Annotated in this window: 11 protein-coding genes; 10 read left to right on the plus strand and 1 reads right to left on the minus strand. The window is 56.8% G+C overall.

Annotated features, from left to right (window positions below):
• Positions 1 to 7 precede the first annotated feature (7 nt).
• The 8 genes from rpoD (at position 8) to tuf (ending at position 14,010) form a co-directional block, all read left to right on the plus strand.
• The gene (gene rpoD, locus MTP39_RS07145; RefSeq protein WP_249242024.1) at positions 8 to 1,090 is read left to right on the plus strand and encodes an RNA polymerase sigma factor RpoD; all 1,083 of its coding nucleotides are present in this window, start codon (positions 8 to 10) and stop codon (positions 1,088 to 1,090) included.
• A 475-nt stretch (positions 1,091 to 1,565) separates the two neighbouring features.
• Positions 1,566 to 5,429, plus strand: a complete 3,864-nt coding sequence (gene rpoB, locus MTP39_RS07150; protein ID WP_249242025.1) for a DNA-directed RNA polymerase subunit beta — start codon at positions 1,566 to 1,568, stop codon at positions 5,427 to 5,429.
• A 130-nt stretch (positions 5,430 to 5,559) separates the two neighbouring features.
• Positions 5,560 to 9,132 carry a DNA-directed RNA polymerase subunit beta' gene (gene rpoC / locus MTP39_RS07155; protein WP_249242026.1) on the plus strand — a complete coding sequence of 1,191 codons (3,573 nt, stop codon included), beginning with the start codon at positions 5,560 to 5,562 and terminating at the stop codon, positions 9,130 to 9,132.
• Between the two features lie 44 nt (positions 9,133 to 9,176).
• Positions 9,177 to 9,410, plus strand: coding sequence for a hypothetical protein (locus tag MTP39_RS07160; RefSeq protein ID WP_249239980.1), 234 nt, complete (start codon positions 9,177 to 9,179; stop codon positions 9,408 to 9,410).
• A gap of 15 nt (positions 9,411 to 9,425) precedes the next feature.
• Complete coding sequence (rpsL, locus tag MTP39_RS07165) at positions 9,426 to 9,854, plus strand: 30S ribosomal protein S12 (protein ID WP_005926182.1); 429 nt, start codon at positions 9,426 to 9,428, stop codon at positions 9,852 to 9,854.
• A gap of 159 nt (positions 9,855 to 10,013) precedes the next feature.
• On the plus strand, positions 10,014 to 10,484 hold the full coding sequence (gene rpsG, locus MTP39_RS07170) for a 30S ribosomal protein S7 (protein WP_005926179.1): 471 nt from the start codon (positions 10,014 to 10,016) through the stop codon (positions 10,482 to 10,484).
• Between the two features lie 24 nt (positions 10,485 to 10,508).
• Positions 10,509 to 12,635 carry an elongation factor G gene (gene fusA, locus MTP39_RS07175; RefSeq protein ID WP_256468804.1) on the plus strand — a complete coding sequence of 709 codons (2,127 nt, stop codon included), beginning with the start codon at positions 10,509 to 10,511 and terminating at the stop codon, positions 12,633 to 12,635.
• A 172-nt stretch (positions 12,636 to 12,807) separates the two neighbouring features.
• A complete protein-coding gene (gene tuf, locus MTP39_RS07180) occupies positions 12,808 to 14,010 on the plus strand; it encodes an elongation factor Tu (protein WP_249239981.1) in 1,203 nt (400 codons plus the stop codon).
• A gap of 123 nt (positions 14,011 to 14,133) precedes the next feature.
• Here tuf and MTP39_RS07185 read toward each other — a convergent pair whose 3' ends face one another.
• Complete coding sequence (locus tag MTP39_RS07185; RefSeq protein WP_249239982.1) at positions 14,134 to 15,255, minus strand: cysteine desulfurase family protein; 1,122 nt, start codon at positions 15,253 to 15,255, stop codon at positions 14,134 to 14,136.
• Positions 15,256 to 15,638: 383 nt separating this feature from the next.
• Between MTP39_RS07185 and MTP39_RS07190 the strand changes: the two genes are divergently transcribed.
• Positions 15,639 to 17,000 carry a uracil-xanthine permease family protein gene (locus tag MTP39_RS07190; protein WP_015538452.1) on the plus strand — a complete coding sequence of 454 codons (1,362 nt, stop codon included), beginning with the start codon at positions 15,639 to 15,641 and terminating at the stop codon, positions 16,998 to 17,000.
• Positions 17,001 to 17,263: 263 nt separating this feature from the next.
• Entirely contained in the window at positions 17,264 to 17,815 is a 552-nt protein-coding gene (locus MTP39_RS07195; protein ID WP_249239983.1) for a ferritin family protein, read from the plus strand.
• The last annotated feature ends 383 nt before the right edge of the window (positions 17,816 to 18,198 follow it).

Raw genomic sequence — 18,198 nt, forward strand, 5'->3', positions numbered from 1 at the left:
AGGAATCATGCAGAAATTGTCGCAAACGGAAGAACTTGCCCGCAGCCTTGCCGCAAAGGCTCACCGTCACACCCTGACCCCGGAGCAGATCAGCCGTGCCATGGAGGAAGCGGATTTTGATGTTGTCCAGCTGGACGAGCTTTACGCTGCACTGGAGCAGCGGGGCGTCCATTTGGCAGAAGAAGAGTCTGCTGAACTGCCCGTGCTGGATGATGCACAGATCGGCAGGTTGGAGAATGAGCTGTCCTCGGAGGGTGTGGCGCTGGATGACCCGGTCAAGACCTATTTAAAGGAGATCGGCCGGGTGCCGCTGCTGACCGCTGGGCAGGAGATGGCGCTGGCAAAGGCTGCCCGGGCAGGGGATGCAGAGGCGCGCCGCGCTTTGAGCGAGGCAAATCTGCGGCTGGTTGTATCGGTAGCCAAGCGCTACGCCGGGCGGGGACTGCCTTTTCTGGATCTCATTCAGGAGGGCAACCTCGGCCTGATGAAAGCGGCGGAAAAGTTTGAGCCGGAGCGGGGCTTTAAGTTCTCTACCTATGCAACCTGGTGGATCCGTCAGTCCATCACCCGCGCCATTGCGGATCAGGGGCGCACCATCCGCATTCCGGTGCATCTGGTGGAGAGCATCAACCGGGTCAAGAAAACGGCGGGTGACCTGCTGCACAAGAATGGGCGGGAGCCTACCGTGGAGGAGATCGCCGCCGCACTGGATATGGAGCCGGACAAGGTGCGGGAGCTGCTGCAACTGTCGCAAGAACCCATCAGTCTGGAAACACCGGTGGGGGAGGAAGAGGACGCCCATCTGGAGGACTTTATTCAGGACGAGGATGCCGGTGTCCCGGTGGATGAAGCTGGGCGTCAGCTGCTGCGGCGGGAGTTGCTGCATGTCCTTAAAAGCCTGACGCCCCGGGAGGAGCGGGTCATCACCCTGCGCTTTGGTCTGGAGGACGGCCGTGCCCGCACGCTGGAAGAGCTGGGCAAGGAGTTCAACGTGACCCGGGAGCGGGTGCGGCAGATCGAAGCAAAGGCACTGCGCAAGCTGCGTCATCCCAGCCGTGCAAAGCTGCTGCGGGATTATCTGGATGAGTGAGCATTCCATATAAGAGGACAAGGCCGCTGCACGGCATTCTGTGCAGCGGTCTTTTTTTTTGCGGCAGGGAAGTGCAAAAGTCGCACTTCCGGGCACAAGAGTAAAGATAGACAAATTGCACAAGGGTGTTATGAACAGGAACGTGCAAAATAAAAAAATCAAGTACTTGGAAAGCAAACAACTACACGCTGCCGGGCGTTCGAAAACGAATCGAAAATTAAATTTATTTCGGCAAAAAACTGAAAAATGGCTTGACAACAGGGGTTTTCGGGTGTATACTGCATTAGTATCACATAATGGACTAGTGCGCCAAAAAAGGAACTGCGATGGCTGCCGCTTGAGGGCTTGCCCCGAAAAGTTTGTGCAAAATGCCGGAACGTTTCACAAGACGCGGGTCGAATTATGTGTGTCTGCTCAAATTTGACCCGTGTATACGACATCCCGTAGAATATAAAAGTAAGGAGTGGTTGATTTTATGATGAAAGTCAAGCCCGTTAAGCTCGGCAAAACCGAGCGCATGAGCTTCTCCCACATCGACGAAGTCATCAGTATGCCGAACCTGATCGAGGTGCAGAAGAACTCGTATCAGTGGTTTTTGGATGAAGGCCTGAAGGAGGTCTTTCACGATATCGGCACCATTGAGGACTACACCGGCAATCTGGCACTGAGCTTTGTGGACTTCCGGCTGGATAAGGAGCCGAAGTACAGCATCAAGGAGTGCAAGGAACGCGACGTTACCTATGCAGCCCCCCTGCGCGTCACCGCCCGTCTGCTGAACAAGGAGACCGGCGAGGTGAAGGACCAGGAGATCTTCATGGGCGACTTCCCCCTGATGACCGACGCGGGCACCTTTGTCATCAACGGTGCTGAGCGTGCGATCGTCAGCCAGCTGGTCCGTTCTCCCGGTGTGTTCTACGGCCATGCCAAGGATAAGGTCGGTAACGACCTGTACAGCGCCACCATGAACCCCAACCGCGGTGCATGGCTGGAGTACGAGACCGATGCCGCCAACGTGTTCTATGTCCGTATCGATAAGAACCGTAAGCTGCCTGTCACCGTGCTGTGCCGTGCACTGGGCCTGTCCTCTAACGAGGATATCCTGAACTACTTCGGCGAGGACGAGCGCATTCTGGCCACGCTGGAAAAGGATACCACCAAGAACCGCGAGGAGGGCCTGCTGGAGGTCTACCGCAAGCTGCGCCCCGGCGAGCCTCCCACGGTGGAGTCCGCTACCAGCCAGATCGATATGCTGTTCTTCGATCCGCGCCGGTACGACCTGTCCCGTTTCGGCCGCTATAAGATGAACAAAAAGCTGTCTCTGGCACGCCGCATCATGAACCATGTGGCTGCAGAGAACGTGGTGGATCCCTTCACCGGCGAGATCCTTGTCGAGGCCGACAAGAAGATCGACCGCAAGCTGGCTGAGCAGATCGATGCTGCCGGCGTAGATCTGGTGGTGCTGAAGATCGATGATCCCATGAAGGACCAGCCCCACAAGGTCAAGGTCATCACCAACGGCTGCGTGGACGCACAGGCCATCATTGACAACTACTACCCCGCATTCAAGGGTGTGGATGTCAAGGAGTGCGGCATCAACGAGCGCTGCTGCCTCAAGGAACTGCGTAAGATCCTTGATAACGCTTCCAGCGCCGAGGAGGTCATGGAGAGCCTGAAGAAGGATCACGACCTGCTCATCGGCCGTACCGTCACCATTGACGATATCCTGTCCTCCATCAACTACCTGAATGGTCTGGGCTACGGCATCGGCACCACCGATGATATCGACCATCTGGGCAACCGCCGTATCCGCAGCGTGGGCGAGCTGCTGCAGAACCAGTTCCGCATCGGCTTTTCCCGTATGGAGCGCGTTATCCGTGAGCGCATGACCCTGCAGAGTCAGGATCAGAGCGTCATCACTCCGCAGGCACTGATCAACATCCGTCCTGTGGTGGCAGCTATCAAGGAGTTCTTCGGCTCCTCTCCGCTGTCTCAGTTCATGGACCAGAATAACCCTCTGGCTGAGCTGACCCACAAGCGCCGTCTGTCTGCTCTGGGCCCCGGCGGTCTGAGCCGTGACCGCGCAGGCTTCGAAGTCCGCGACGTTCATTACAGCCACTATGGCCGTATGTGCCCCATTGAGACCCCTGAAGGCCCCAACATCGGTCTGATCTCCTATCTGGCATCCTACGCCAAGATCAACGAGTACGGCTTCGTGGAGGCGCCCTACCGCAAGGTCAAGAAGATCTACGACGAGAACAACAACCTTATCGAGCAGGTCGTCACCGACGAGGTGGAGTATATGACCGCCGATGTGGAGGACGAGTACGTTGTGGCACAGGCCAACGAGCCGCTGGATGAAGGCAAGCACTTCGTCCGTCCCCGCGTGTCTGCCCGCCGCCGCGATGAGATCCTGGAAATCGACGCAGAGAAAGTCGATTACATGGACGTTTCTCCGCGAATGATGGTTTCTGTTGCTACTGCCTGCATCCCCTTCTTGGAGAACGACGACTGTAACCGTGCTCTGATGGGCTCTAACATGCAGCGTCAGGCAGTGCCTCTGATGGTCACCCAGCAGCCCATCGTTGCTACCGGTATGGAGTACAAGGCTGCTACCGACTCCGGCACCGCTGTGCTGGCCAAGAGCAACGGCGTTGTGGAAAAGGCCGATGCCGACCATATTGTTGTGCGCAACGAGCAGGGTGCTCTGGAGGAGTACTCTCTGATCAAGTTCGCCCGCTCCAATGCAGGCACCTGCATCAATCAGCGCCCCATTGTGGAAGTGGGCGAGACCGTCACCGCCGGTCAGGTGCTGGCCGATGGCCCCGCAATGCGCAACGGCGAGATCTCTCTGGGTAAGAACGCCCTGATCGGCTTCATGACTTGGGAGGGCTACAACTACGAGGACGCCGTTCTGCTGAACGAGAAGATCGTGCGCGAGGACGTGTACACCTCCATCCACATCGAGGAGTACGAGACCGAGAGCCGCGATACCAAGCTGGGACCCGAAGAGATCACCCGCGACATCCCCAATGTTTCTGAGGATGCCCTGAAGGATCTGGACGAGCGCGGCATCATCCGCATCGGTGCCGAGGTCAAGAGCGGTGATATTCTGGTCGGTAAGGTCACCCCGAAGGGCGAGACTGAGCTGACCGCTGAGGAGCGCCTGCTGCGCGCCATCTTCGGTGAGAAGGCCCGCGAGGTGCGCGATACCTCTCTGCGTGTGCCCCACGGCGCATACGGCATCATTGTGGATGTCAAGGTCTTTACCCCGGAGAACAGCGATGAGCTGCAGCCCGGTGTGCGTGAGGTCGTCCGCTGCTATATCGCCCAGAAGCGTAAGATCAGCGTCGGCGATAAGATGGCAGGCCGTCACGGTAACAAGGGTGTCGTTTCCCGCATCCTGCCGCAGGAGGATATGCCCTACCTGCCCGACGGCACTCCGCTGGACATCGTGCTGAACCCGCTGGGCGTGCCTTCCCGTATGAACATCGGTCAGGTGCTGGAAGTCAACCTCGGCTACGCTGCCAAGGCCTGCGGCATCAAGGTTATGACCCCTGTCTTTGACTCTGCCCGCGAGAACGACATCGGCGATACCTTTGATACCGCCCGCGAGATGTGGCACGGTGAGAATGCACCTGCATACCCCACCAAGCTCCCCAAGATCATGGGAGAGAAGGGTCACATCATCGACTTCTCCAAGATCGAGCTGGATCGTGACGGCAAGACCACCGTTTACGATGGTCGTACCGGTGAAAAGTTCGATAACCGCGTTACCGTTGGTTATATGTACTACCTCAAGCTGCATCACCTGGTCGATGATAAGATCCACGCCCGTTCCACCGGCCCCTACTCTCTGGTCACCCAGCAGCCTCTGGGCGGCAAGGCTCAGTTCGGCGGTCAGCGCTTCGGCGAGATGGAGGTCTGGGCACTGGAAGCTTACGGCGCTGCTTACACCCTGCAGGAGATCCTGACTGTCAAGTCCGACGACGTGGAGGGCCGTGTCAAGACCTACGAAGCCATCGTCAAGGGCGAGCCCATCCCGCAGCCCGGCATCCCCGAATCCTTCCGCGTTATGCTGAAGGAACTGCAGTCTTTGGGTATGGACGTGATCGTGCAGGATAAGGACGGCAACGAGATCGACATGCGCCAGAACTTCGATGACGAAGAGACCGGCTTTGATATGCGTGATGTTGCCGGCACCGAGACTGTGGTGCAGGAGAGTGAGCTGACTGACTACAACATCAAGGACGCCGATGCAGGTTTCGATGATCCTTCTGTGCTGGAGGACGATAACTCCGGTGCCGAGGCTCCGGCTGCTTCTGACGAAGTAGATTTCTGATCGGGATTCATAACACAGCCTTCCTCCCCTTGGCCGCGTGCTGCGGCAGGGGAGAAGCGCCTGTGATCCTATAACAGAAATGCCGCCTGTCATCATCGAAACAACTAGAGATTAAGAAAGGGTTCGTTTCATGGAAAACAACGTTTTCGATTCCATTAAAATCGGCCTTGCCTCCCCGGAGCAGATCCGCGCTTGGAGCTACGGCGAGGTCAAAAAGCCCGAAACCATCAACTACCGCACCCTGAAGCCGGAGCGTGACGGCCTGTACTGCGAGCGCATTTTTGGACCTACCAAGGACTGGGAGTGCCACTGCGGCAAGTACAAGCGCATCCGTTACAAGGGCAAGGTGTGTGATCGCTGCGGCGTCGAGGTCACCAAGGCCAAGGTCCGCCGTGAGCGTATGGGTCACATCGAGCTGGCCGCTCCTGTGAGCCACATCTGGTACTTCAAGGGCATCCCCAGCCGCATCGGCCTGATGCTGGACATCAGCCCCCGCCTACTGGAAAAGGTGCTGTACTTTGCAAGCTATATCGTTACCGACCCCGGTCTGACTCCGCTGGACAAGAAGCAGCTGCTGACCGAGAAGGAATACCGCGAGATGTGCGATCGCTATGGCGACGAGTTCGAGGCTGCCATGGGCGCCGAGGCTGTCCAGACCCTGCTGAAGGAGATCGATCTGGATCAGCTGAGCGCTGAGCTGACCGCCGAGGTGGAAAAGTCCTCCGGCCAGAAGCGCGTGCGCATCCTCAAGCGTCTGGAAGTTGTGGAGGCTTTCCGCATCTCCGGCAACCGCCCCGAGTGGATGGTCATGGACGTGCTGCCCGTGCTGCCGCCTGACCTGCGCCCCATGGTTCAGCTGGACGGCGGCCGCTTCGCCACCTCTGACCTGAACGACCTGTACCGCCGCGTCATCAACCGCAACAACCGTCTGCGCCGTCTGCTGGAGCTGGGCGCTCCCGACATCATCGTGCGCAACGAGAAGCGTATGCTGCAGGAGGCTGTGGACAGCCTGATCGACAACGGCCGCCGCGGCCGTCCGGTCACCGGCCCCAACAACCGTGCACTGAAGAGCCTTTCCGATCTGCTGAAGGGCAAGCAGGGCCGCTTCCGTCAGAACCTGCTGGGCAAGCGTGTTGACTACTCCGGCCGTTCCGTTATCGTTGTCGGCCCCGAGCTGAAGATGGATCAGTGCGGTCTGCCCAAGGAGATGGCTCTGGAGCTGTTCAAGCCCTTTGTCATGAAGGATCTGGTGGAAAAGGGCATTGCCAACAACATCAAGTCCGCCCGTAAGATGGTCGAGCGTGCAAAGCCCGAAGTCTGGGACAGCCTCGAGACCGTCATCAAGGGTCATCCCGTGCTGCTGAACCGTGCACCTACCCTGCACCGTCTGGGCATTCAGGCCTTCAACCCCGTGCTGGTGGAAGGCCGTGCAGTCAAGCTGCACCCGCTGGCTTGTACCGCATTCAACGCCGACTTCGACGGCGACCAGATGGCAGTCCATCTGCCCCTGAGCGAGGATGCCTGCCGTGAGGCCAAGATGCTGATGCTGGCTTCCGGCAACCTGCTGAAGCCTTCTGACGGCGCACCTGTTACCGTGCCTACGCAGGATATGATCCTGGGCAGCTACTACCTGACCACCGTCCGCGAAAACGATGAGGGCGCAGGCAAGGTGTTCCGTGATGAGAACGAGGTTCTGATGGCTTACGCCGAGCACGTCATCACCCTGCACGCACCCATCAAGGTGCGCCGCACCATGACCATTGACGGCGTGGAGCGCACCGGTCTGGTGGATGCCACCGCAGGCCGCATCATCTTCAACAATCCCATCCCCCAGAATCTGGGCTATGTGGATCGTACCGATCCCGAGCACTGGCTGGAGTACGAGGTCAGCTTCCGCGTGACCAAAAAGACCCTGCCCGAGATCATCTCTCGCTGCATGACCCGCAACGGCACCCGCAAGTGTGCTAAGATGCTGGATGCCATCAAGGCACAGGGCTACAAGTACTCCACCCTGTCCGCTATCTCCGTGGCTGTGTGCGACGCTGTGATCCCGCCCCAGAAGCAGGAGCTGATCGCCGAGGCCGATAAGGAGATCGCCAAGGTCGGCAAGCTGTTCAACCGTGGCCTGATCTCGGATAACGAGCGTTACAACAAGACCATCGCCATCTGGCAGGCTACCACCGATAAGGTCTCCAAGGCTCTGGCAGACAACCTGCCCAAGGACAACGAGATCTATATGATGGCAGACTCCGGTGCTCGTGGTTCTATGAACCAGATCAAGCAGCTGGCCGGTATGCGCGGCCTGCTGGCAAACACCGCCGGTCACACCATCGAGATGCCCATTCGTGCTAACTACCGCGAAGGTCTGAACATTCTGGAATATTTCGTTTCTGCCCGTGGTGCCCGTAAGGGTCTGGCCGATACCGCTCTGCGTACCGCCGACTCCGGTTACCTGACCCGCCGCATGGTCGACGTTTCTCAGGACGTTATCGTTCGCGAGATCGACTGCGGCACCACCGATGGCCTGTGGGTCTCTGAGATCCACGAGGGCAAGGAGAAGATCGAAAGCTTCCGCGAGCGTCTGATCGGCCGCTTTGCCGTGGGCGATGTGGTCAACCCCATCACCGGCAAGGTCATCGTGCCCGAGGGCAAGATGATCGACCTGTATGACGCCAACGAGATCGAGGCCGCAGGCATCACCCGCCTGAAGATTCGCAGCCTGCTGACCTGCCGTGCTAAGACCGGTGTCTGCGCACGCTGCTACGGTTCCGATATGGCCAACGGCGAGCCGGTCCGTCTGGGCGAGTCTGTCGGTGTTATCGCCGCAGAGTCCATCGGTGAGCCCGGTACTCAGCTGACCATGCGTACCTTCCATACCGGCGGTATCGCATCTGCCGAGGATATTACACAGGGTCTGCCCCGTGTTGAGGAGCTGTTCGAGAGCCGCCGTCCCAAGAGCATGGCCATCATGAGCGAGATCTCCGGTGTGGTCTCTCAGGACGACACCAAGAAGAACGTGGTCATCAAGGTCACCGGCAAGGACGAGAACGGTGCAGAGGAAGTCAAGAGCTACTCCATCCCGTTCACCCAGCATTCTCGCGTGATGCCCGGCGACCGCGTGGAGAAGGGCGACATCATCACCCGCGAGGGCGTGCTGTACCCGCAGGATATTCTGGCCATCAAGGGTCTGGAGGACGTGCAGAACTATCTGATCAACGAGGTCCAGAAGGTCTACCGTCTGCAGGGCGTTGAGATCAACGATAAGCATATCGAGGTTATCGTCCGTCAGATGTGCCGCAAGGTGCGCGTGACCGACTCCGGCTCCTCCAACCTGATCGGCGGTGCTCTGGCAAGCCGTCTGGAGGTGGAGAACATCAATGCGGATCTGCAGAAGCGCATTGATGCAGGCGAAGAGGGCCTGAAGCTGGTGGAGTACCAGCAGGTGCTGCTGGGCATCACCAAGGCTGCTCTGGCCAACGACTCCTTCCTGTCCGCTGCATCCTTCCAGGAGACCACCCGCGTGCTGACCGAGGCTGCCATCAAGGGCAAGGTCGACCCGCTGTCCGGCCTGAAGGAGAACGTTATCATCGGTAAGCTGATTCCCGCCGGTACCGGTCTGCCGGAGGTGCGTGAGGATCTGAAGAATCGTGAGGCTGAGCGCGACGCCGAGGTCGCAGCCGAGCTGGCTGCCGCCGCACAGTAAGCGCAGCATCTGTCAGGATCTGATCCGTTAAACAAAACCGCTCCGTGGGCAAAAGCCTGCGGGGCGGTTTTTGCGTGCCAAAAGCAGCGCAGCAGGAGAGGGAAAAGGCACTTTTTCTGCCGAAAACTGCCCAAAAGAAAAAATCTGGAATAAATACAAAAAAATTTGCAAAAACTGTTGACATCCGGCTGCAAAGAGGGTATTATATAACTGTTGCGCGTCCCTCATGGGGACAGTGCGGCAAAAAAGTCGGAAAATCATCCGATGTTCATCATTAAGAAAGGAGAAACAAAATGCCTACTTTTAACCAGCTTGTACGCAAAGGCCGTGAGGTCCTGACTACCAAGAGCACCGCTCCCGCTCTGCAGAAGACTTATAACTCTCAGAAGAAGCAGTACTCTGATCTGAGCAGCCCCCAGAAGCGTGGTGTCTGCACTGCAGTTCGTACCATGACCCCCAAGAAGCCTAACTCTGCTCTGCGTAAGGTTGCTCGTGTCCGCCTCACGAATGGTATCGAGGTCACCTCTTACATTCCCGGTATCGGCCATAACCTGCAGGAGCACTCCGTCGTGCTGATCCGTGGCGGCCGTGTTAAGGACCTGCCCGGTGTGCGTTACCACATCATCCGTGGTACCCTGGATACTCAGGGTGTGGCAGGCCGTAATCAGGCCCGCTCCAAGTACGGCGCAAAGCGTCCTAAGGCCGGTGCTGCAAAGAAGTAATTGAGGACAACCGCCATAAACGGCTTTCCTTTATATAAATAACAAGTCCGCTTAAAAGCGGAGGGTAACGGTTTATGTAAGGTCAGCTCTTTGTGACACAACGGGAGTTTTATTACTTTCGAGTACCGATGATATCATTCTGTGAAGGAGGGAAGAAAGATGCCTAGAAGAGGTAACATTGCTAAGCGCGATGTCTTAGCTGATCCTATTTACAATTCCAAGATGGTCACCCGCCTGGTCAACAGCGTCATGCTGGATGGCAAGAAGGGCGTCGCTCAGAAGATCGTTTACGAAGCTTTCTCCATGATTCAGGAAAAGACCGGCAACGATCCTCTGGAGACTTTCGAGAAGGCGATGGAGAACATCATGCCCAGCCTCGAGTGCAAGACCCGCCGTGTTGGTGGCGCTAACTACCAGGTTCCCCTGGAGGTCAGCCCCGCTCGCCGCGAGACTCTGGGTCTGCGCTGGCTGACTGCCTACAGCCGCACCCGTGGTGAGAAGACCATGGCACAGCGTCTGGCTGCTGAGATCATGGATGCTGCCAACAACACTGGTAACGCCGTGAAGAAGCGTGAGGACACTCACAAGATGGCAGAAGCTAACAAGGCTTTCGCACATTTCCGTTATTGATCTGTTCTGTAGGAGGTTAATTTCATGGCTACACCCAGAGAAGTTTCTCTTCAGATGACGAGAAATATCGGCATTATGGCTCATATCGATGCCGGCAAGACGACCACTACCGAGCGTATCCTGTACTACACTGGTATCAACCATAAGATCGGTGAGGTCCACGATGGCGGCGCCACCATGGACTGGATGGTTCAGGAGCAGGAGCGTGGTATCACCATCACTTCCGCTGCTACCACCTGCTACTGGTCTCACTCCGAGACCCAGAAGGATCCGGTTGCGTTCAAGAAGAATCGTCACCGCATCAACATTATCGACACTCCGGGCCACGTTGACTTCACTGTTGAGGTCCAGCGTTCTCTGCGTGTTCTGGACGGTTCTGTGACCGTTCTGGCCGCAAAGGGTGGTGTCGAGCCTCAGTCTGAGACCGTTTGGCGTCAGGCTGATGAATACAAAGTCCCCCGTATGGTGTACGTCAACAAGATGGACACCATGGGTGCTGACTTCTTCCGCTGCATCAAGATGCTGCATGATCGTCTGCACGCCAACGGCGTGGCCATTCAGTTGCCGATCGGTCAGGAAGATACCTTCCGTGGTATCGTTGACCTGGTCGACATGAACGCTGAGGTCTACTACGACGACATGGGCAACGATATGCGTACCGAGCCCATCCCCGAGGATATGGTCGAGCAGGCTGAAGAGTACCGTAACATTCTGGTCGAGGCTGTTGCCGAGAACGACGAAGAGTTGATGGAGAAGTACCTTGAGGGCGAGGAAATCACCCGCGAGGAGCTGAAGAAGGCTATCCGCAAGGAAACCATTGCAAATACTCTGGTTCCCGTTGTCTGCGGCTCTTCCTACAAGAACCGCGGTGTGCAGAAGCTGCTGGACGCTATCGTTGACTATATGCCCGCTCCTACCGATGTTGAGGATATCAAGGGTGTGAATCCTGAGACCGAAGAGCAGGAGACCCGTCCGTCTTCCGACGACGCTCCCTTCGCAGCTTTGGCCTTCAAGATCGCTACCGATCCGTTCGTTGGTAAGCTGGCATACTTCCGTGTGTACTCCGGTAAGGTTGAGGCAGGTACTACTGTTTACAACTCCGTGAAGGACAACAAGGAGCGTATGGGCCGCATCCTGCAGATGCACTCCAATCACCGCAAGGATATCGACTGCTGCTATGCAGGTGATATCGCTGCTGTTGTCGGTCTGAAGAACACCACCACTGGTGATACTCTGTGTGATGAGGATCATCCCATCATTCTGGAGTCCATGAAGTTCCCTGAGCCCGTTATCCGCGTTGCCATCGAGCCTAAGACCAAGGCTGGTAACGAGAAGATGGGCATCGCGCTGGCAAAGCTGGCCGAAGAGGACCCGACCTTCAAGACCTACACCGATGAAGAGACCGGCCAGACCATCATTGCTGGTATGGGCGAGCTGCATCTGGAGATCATCGTTGACCGCCTGCTGCGTGAGTTCAAGGTTGAAGCAAACGTGGGCGCACCTCAGGTTGCTTACCGTGAGACTATCCGCAAAGAGGCCAACCAGGAGACCAAGTACGCACGTCAGTCCGGTGGTAAGGGCCAGTACGGTCACGTTAAGATCAAGATCGAGCCCAATGAGCCCGGCAAGGGTTACGAGTTCGTCAACGCTATCGTTGGCGGCGCTATCCCGAAGGAATACATCCCTGCTATCGACAACGGTATTCAGGGTGCTATGAAGGCTGGCGTTCTGGCAGGTTATCCTGTTGTTGATGTCAAGGTCACCCTGTGGGATGGTTCTTATCATGAGGTCGACTCCTCTGAAATGGCCTTCTCCATCGCTGGTTCTATGGCATTCAAGGATGCTATGCGCAAGGCTGATCCTATCATCACCGAGCCCATCATGAAGGTTGCTGTTATCGTTCCCGATGAGTATCTGGGCGATGTTATCGGCGACCTGAACGCCCGCCGTGGTCAGATCCAGGGCATGGAAGCTATGGCTGGCACCCAGCGTGTCAACGCATTTGTGCCTCTGGCTCAGATGTTCGGCTACGCTACCGACCTGCGTTCCAAGACTCAGGGTCGTGGCCAGTATGTTATGGAGCCCTCTCACTATGAGCCGGTTCCCAAGAACATTGCTGACCAGATCATTGCTGGCCGTACCAAGGGCTAAGCGCTGTAAAGCATAAGAATTTTGCCGGGGTAGTGTAACTCCGGCAAAATTTCCTGTAAAAGCACTTGATTTTACAGGACAAATTTAGTAGAATAGCCTTGCAGTGCAATGTCTGCATTTTGCAGGGTTGTTGTAACCAATATCAAAACCTAAATTAAGGGAGGATATTCCAATGGCTGAAAAGGCAAAGTTCGACCGTTCTAAGCCGCATGTTAACATCGGCACCATCGGTCACGTTGACCACGGCAAGACCACTCTGACCGCTGCTATCACCAAGTACCTGGCTCTGAAGGGTGATGCAGAGTTCATGGACTACGCTAACATCGATAAGGCTCCCGAGGAGCGCGCTCGTGGTATCACGATCAACTCCGCTCACGTCGAGTACCAGACCGAGGCTCGTCACTACGCTCACGTTGACTGCCCGGGCCATGCTGACTACGTTAAGAACATGATCACCGGTGCTGCTCAGATGGACGGCGCTATCCTGGTCGTTGCTGCTACCGATGGTCCCATGCCCCAGACTCGTGAGCACATCCTGCTGGCTCGTCAGGTCGGCGTGCCCTATATCGTTGTGTTCATGAACAAGTGCGATATGGTCGACGACGAAGAGCTGCTGGATCTGGTCGAGATGGAGATCCGTGAGCTGCTGAGCGAGTACGACTTCCCGGGCGATGACACCCCGATCATTCGTGGTTCCGCTCTGAAGGCTCTGGAGGCTCCCAACGATCCCGAGGATCCTGCTTACGCTTGCATCAAGGAGCTGATGGACGCTGTTGACTCCTACATCCCCAACCCGGATCGTGAGGAGGATAAGCCCTTCCTGATGCCCATCGAGGACGTCATGACCATTTCTGGCCGTGGTACCGTTGCTACCGGTCGTGTTGAGCGTGGTATGGCTAAGGTTGGCGACGCTATGGAGATCGTCGGCATTAAGCCCGACCGTCTGAACACCACCATCACCGGTCTGGAGATGTTCCGTAAGTCTCTGGACTTCGCTGAGGCTGGCGATAACATCGGCGCTCTGCTGCGTGGTGTTGATCGTACCCAGATCGAGCGTGGTCAGGTTCTGGCTAAGCCCGGTTCTGTGCACCCCCACAATGTCTTTGAGGCTCAGGTCTACGTCCTGACCAAGGACGAAGGCGGCCGTCACACTCCCTTCTTCTCCAACTATCGTCCTCAGTTCTACTTCCGTACCACTGACGTGACCGGCATCATCACCCTGCCCGAAGGCACCGAGATGTGCATGCCCGGCGATAACGTCATGATGCACGTTGAGCTGCTGACCCCTGTTGCTATGGAAGAGGGCCTGCGTTTCGCTATCCGTGAGGGTGGCCGTACCGTTGGTTCCGGCGTTGTTGGCAAGATCATTGAGTGATTTTGTCCTTGAACGTAAGTTCCAAGGCTAATTAGCAATTTATAAAGACCTTCCCGTTCCGGAGAGCGGGAAGGTCTTTTTATTTGTTTATAGCAGCTGCAAACGGGTCGGCTTTACGGTTTTTTACCGGGTCAGTGTGTTGTAGCAGTCTGCAAACGCTTGCAGAAAGAAGGTCACTTCCTCCTCTGTGGTAAGATGACTCAGGCTGATGCGCCAAGAGGAAAGGGCGTTGCGTTGGTCCTGACTGACGGCCAGCACTGCCCGGGAGGGCAACCCATCGGAGGAACAGGCAGATTTGACCGAGACGCACACCCCGCATGCGTCCAGCTCCCGCTGGAACACAGTGCCCTTTACGCCCTGCACGCTCAGGTTCAGGATGTGCGGTACAGCGTTTGCCGGGCTGTTGATGCGCACTTTTGGATAGCGGGTAAGCTCTGTACGCAACCGGTCATTCAGGCTGCGCACGGTAGTAGCGCGGGCAGGAAGTTCGGCAGCAGCCTTTTCCAAGGCCAGCGCCAGCGAGCAGGCAAGGGCCACGGTAGGTGTGCCGCTGCGGTAGGGAGTAGTACTCTCTCCGCCGTGGATGAGGGGCGGCAGTGCCAGCCCCAGCCGCTTTACCAGCACACCGATGCCGTTGAGCCCGTAAAACTTATGGGCTGTCAGGCTCATGGTGTCCATGCCCTCAAACTGTACGGGGATCTTTCCTACGGCCTGTGTGGCGTCCACATGGAAATGGCAGCTGGGATATGCCTTTAAAAGCTCTGCAATTTCCGCGATGGGCTGTACCACGCCCAGCTCACTGTCCACAGCGGTCACAGCCACCAGCACGGTGTCCGGTCGCAGCCGCTTTTTCAGGTCCGCAAGGTCCACTGTGCCGTCCGGCAGGATGTCCAGCAGCTCCACCTCGTACCCCTGCTTTTGCAGCGCCTCCAGACTGCCGCTGATAGACGAATGCTCCAGCGGGGTAGAGAGGATGTGCCTGCCTGCTGCACCTCCCAGCGCTGTCAGCCCCTTCACGGCAAGGTTGTTGGCTTCGCTTGCACCGGAGGTATAGATGATGCCCGCAGACGGTGCGCTCAGACAGCGGGCGATGCTGCGGGTCGCCTCGTTTATAGCGGCCTTTGCGGCAGCGCCTGCCTGATGGTGGGCGTTGGCGTTGCCCGGGTAACGCCGCTCTGCTTCGCAAAAGCATTGCAGCACTGCCTCGTCCACGGGGGTGTTGGCGGAATAATCCAGATAGAGCATAGAGCCTCCTATAATATCAACACATTGTGATAGTAGGAAATAAGAACAGGCTCTATTATAGGCCATTCCATCTCAAAGCGCAACCCCCGCAGCCCGCAGCGCGGTGCAACAGGCAAGAAAAAGCTGTCAACACCTTGCTGGAAAGCCCAAAATCTGCTATACTTATCTAAAAGGCCGCAGCGCTGCTGCTGCCTTGCCGGAGCGGTTCCGGTTGTTGGAAGGAACACAAAAAGAAGGGGAGGAGCACAATGTTCAAGCGTGAGCGACTGCATAGCGGCTTCTTTCCCGTTTTTGTGTGGAGGTCTTGTTCCTGAAATTCAGAGGCACTGCTGTTTCAACGGCAATGCCTCTTTTTTTGGGAATAACAGTACAGGAGGTTTTCTATGAGCGAAAAGATCGATTACTCCAAGGGCGTATATGACGCCAAAAAGCTGGGCACCGGCAGAATGTTCATTCTGGGTGTGCAGCACATGTTTGCCATGTTCGGCGCAACGGTTCTGGTGCCGCTGCTCACCGGCCTGAGCGTTTCCACCACTCTGCTGTGTGCCGGTCTGGGCACCCTGCTGTTCCACCTCATCACCAAAAAGAAGGTGCCTGCATTCCTCGGCTCCTCCTTTGCATATCTGGGCGGCTTCTCCATCGTGGCTCCCATGCTGGCTGATGCCGACGGCAACCTGACCGTTGCCAACACCAAGATGCTGCCCTATGCCTGCGCTGCCATTGCATTCTCGGGTCTGGTCTATCTGGTGGCCAGCCTGCTGATCTCCACCTTTGGCATCCGCCGCATCATGAAGTTCTTCCCGCCGGTGGTCACCGGCCCCATCATTATCTCCATCGGTCTGATTCTTGCTCCCTCTGCCATCACTAACTGCCAGTCCAACTGGCTGCTGGCCTTTGTGGCACTGGGCACTGTGATCGTGTGCAACATCTGGGGCAAGGGCATGGTCAAGATCCTGCCCATCCTCATCGGTGTGCTGGTCTCCTACGCTGTGGCACTGGTCACCGGTGCAGTAGACTTCCAGAAGATCTCCGAGGCCGCTTGGCTGGGCATCCCCCTGCACAAGGAGGCTATGGGCCTGTTTGCCATTGACGGCAGCCCGGAGTTCATCAGTGCTCTGTTCACCATTATCCCCATCGCGCTGGCTACCATGATGGAGCACGTTGGCGATATTGCCGCCATCAGCGCCACTGTCGGCCACAACTATATCAATGACCCCGGCCTGAACCGCACCCTGATGGGCGATGGTCTGGCCACCACCATGGCCGGCCTGCTGGGCGGCCCCGCTAACACCACCTACGGCGAGAATACCGGCGTGCTGGCACTGAGCAAGATCTACGATCCGCTGGTCATCCGCATTGCAGCTGTGCTGGCTATCATCCTGAGCTTCAGCCCCAAGTTTGAGGCCGTCATCAACACCATCCCCACCGGCATCATCGGCGGTATCAGCTTCGTGCTGTACGGCATGATCTCTGCCATCGGTGTGCGCAACGTGGTGGAGAACCGCGTGGACTTTACCAACAGCCGCAACCTGATCGTTGCCGCCGTCATTCTGGTGTGTGCACTGGGCTTCAACTCTGTGGGCGGCGTTGGCTTTACCGTTGGCAGCGTCACCATCAATCTGTCCGGTCTGGCTGTGGCTGCGATTGCAGGTATCCTGCTCAACGCCATCCTGCCCGGCAACGACTACGAGTTTGACGCCACTGCCGGTTCCGATGCTGCTACCAGCGGCAACCTGCAGGTCTGATTCCGGTAATGCGCCCAGTTTTTCCCGGTGGAATTTGGTTATTCTGACAGATTTCAATAAGTGAGAATAATTCTCAAAAATACACTTGACTATCTAGGAATTATTCGCTATAATAGAGCCATGGAAAGGGAAGTGCCACAGGCACAAAGCTCCTTTTCATGGCTCTTTCTATACCCGGCAGCACGGCTGCCCAGCATAGAAGCAACAGGCGGGTGGTTTCCGTCCTGTATCATTTTTAACAGATCGAATGGAGGTAAATTCTTATGAAGAAATACGTTTGCACCGTTTGTGGTTATATCGCTGAGGGTGAGATCCCCGCTCAGTGCCCCGTTTGCAAGGCTCCCGCTTCCGCTTTTGTGGAGAAGAAGGGCAACACCTACGTCACCGAGCACGTTGTTGGCATCGGCAAGGCAGAGGGCGTGCCGCAGGAGATCGTTGATGGTCTGCGCGCAAACTTCGAGGGCGAGTGCAGCGAGGTCGGCATGTATCTGGCTATGGCTCGCGTGGCAGAGCGTGAGGGCTACCCCGAGATCGCCGAGGCCTACAAGCGTTATGCTTATGAGGAGGCTGACCACGCATCCCGCTTTGCAGAGCTGCTGGGCGAGGTCGTGACCGACAGCACCAAGAAGAACCTGATGATGCGTGCTGAGGCCGAGTGCGGTGCCTGCGCCGGTAAGATGGATCTGGCCAAGAAGGCTAAGGCGCTGAATCTGGACGCTATCCACGACACCGTTCATGAGATGGCAAAGGACGAGGCTCGTCACGGCCGCGGCTTCGAGGGCCTGCTGAAGCGCTACTTTAACACCGAAGTCTGATAAGGGTTCCCCGGTTATCTATGTTGCCCGCTGCAAGGACATTCCGCCTTGCAGCGGGCTTTTTTGGCGTTTCTGGCTTTAAAAAACGGCGCAGAACCTCCGGTAAGTGTTTTATACGGATTTTTTGTTTGGTGGGCAAAACTCGCTGATTTGTTCAATTTTGACCTCTTTTTTTGCTTTTGCCCACAAAAAGCCCGAAAGTTGGCTTGTGGCCTAGAAAAATCGACTATAAATATAATTCTCGATGTGGGCAGACTATTTGACTGTTATCTGTAAAAATACCATTTCCGGTAACGCTCTTCCCGTGAAAAAGCAAACGGGGAAGATCCGCAGATTTTACCCGCTTACAAATATAAAATGTTCTTTCCGCTGAAGATGCGCAA

Origin of the sequence: Faecalibacterium sp. I3-3-33 (genome assembly GCF_023347295.1) — a bacterium.
Lineage (GTDB): Bacteria > Bacillota > Clostridia > Oscillospirales > Ruminococcaceae > Faecalibacterium.

What these genes read in the sequence shown, in the direction of transcription:
- rpsL (WP_005926182.1), top strand. Translation starts at nt 9,426, where the DNA reads ATGCCTACTTTTAACCAGCTTGTACGCAAAGGCCGTGAGGTCCTGACT.
- tuf (WP_249239981.1), top strand. Translation starts at nt 12,808, where the DNA reads ATGGCTGAAAAGGCAAAGTTCGACCGTTCTAAGCCGCATGTTAACATC.
- rpsG (WP_005926179.1), top strand. Translation starts at nt 10,014, where the DNA reads ATGCCTAGAAGAGGTAACATTGCTAAGCGCGATGTCTTAGCTGATCCT.
- rpoC (WP_249242026.1), top strand. Translation starts at nt 5,560, where the DNA reads ATGGAAAACAACGTTTTCGATTCCATTAAAATCGGCCTTGCCTCCCCG.
- rpoD (WP_249242024.1), top strand. Translation starts at nt 8, where the DNA reads ATGCAGAAATTGTCGCAAACGGAAGAACTTGCCCGCAGCCTTGCCGCA.
- fusA (WP_256468804.1), top strand. Translation starts at nt 10,509, where the DNA reads ATGGCTACACCCAGAGAAGTTTCTCTTCAGATGACGAGAAATATCGGC.
- rpoB (WP_249242025.1), top strand. Translation starts at nt 1,566, where the DNA reads ATGATGAAAGTCAAGCCCGTTAAGCTCGGCAAAACCGAGCGCATGAGC.
- MTP39_RS07185 (WP_249239982.1), bottom strand. Translation starts at nt 15,255, where the DNA reads ATGCTCTATCTGGATTATTCCGCCAACACCCCCGTGGACGAGGCAGTG.
- MTP39_RS07190 (WP_015538452.1), top strand. Translation starts at nt 15,639, where the DNA reads ATGAGCGAAAAGATCGATTACTCCAAGGGCGTATATGACGCCAAAAAG.
- MTP39_RS07195 (WP_249239983.1), top strand. Translation starts at nt 17,264, where the DNA reads ATGAAGAAATACGTTTGCACCGTTTGTGGTTATATCGCTGAGGGTGAG.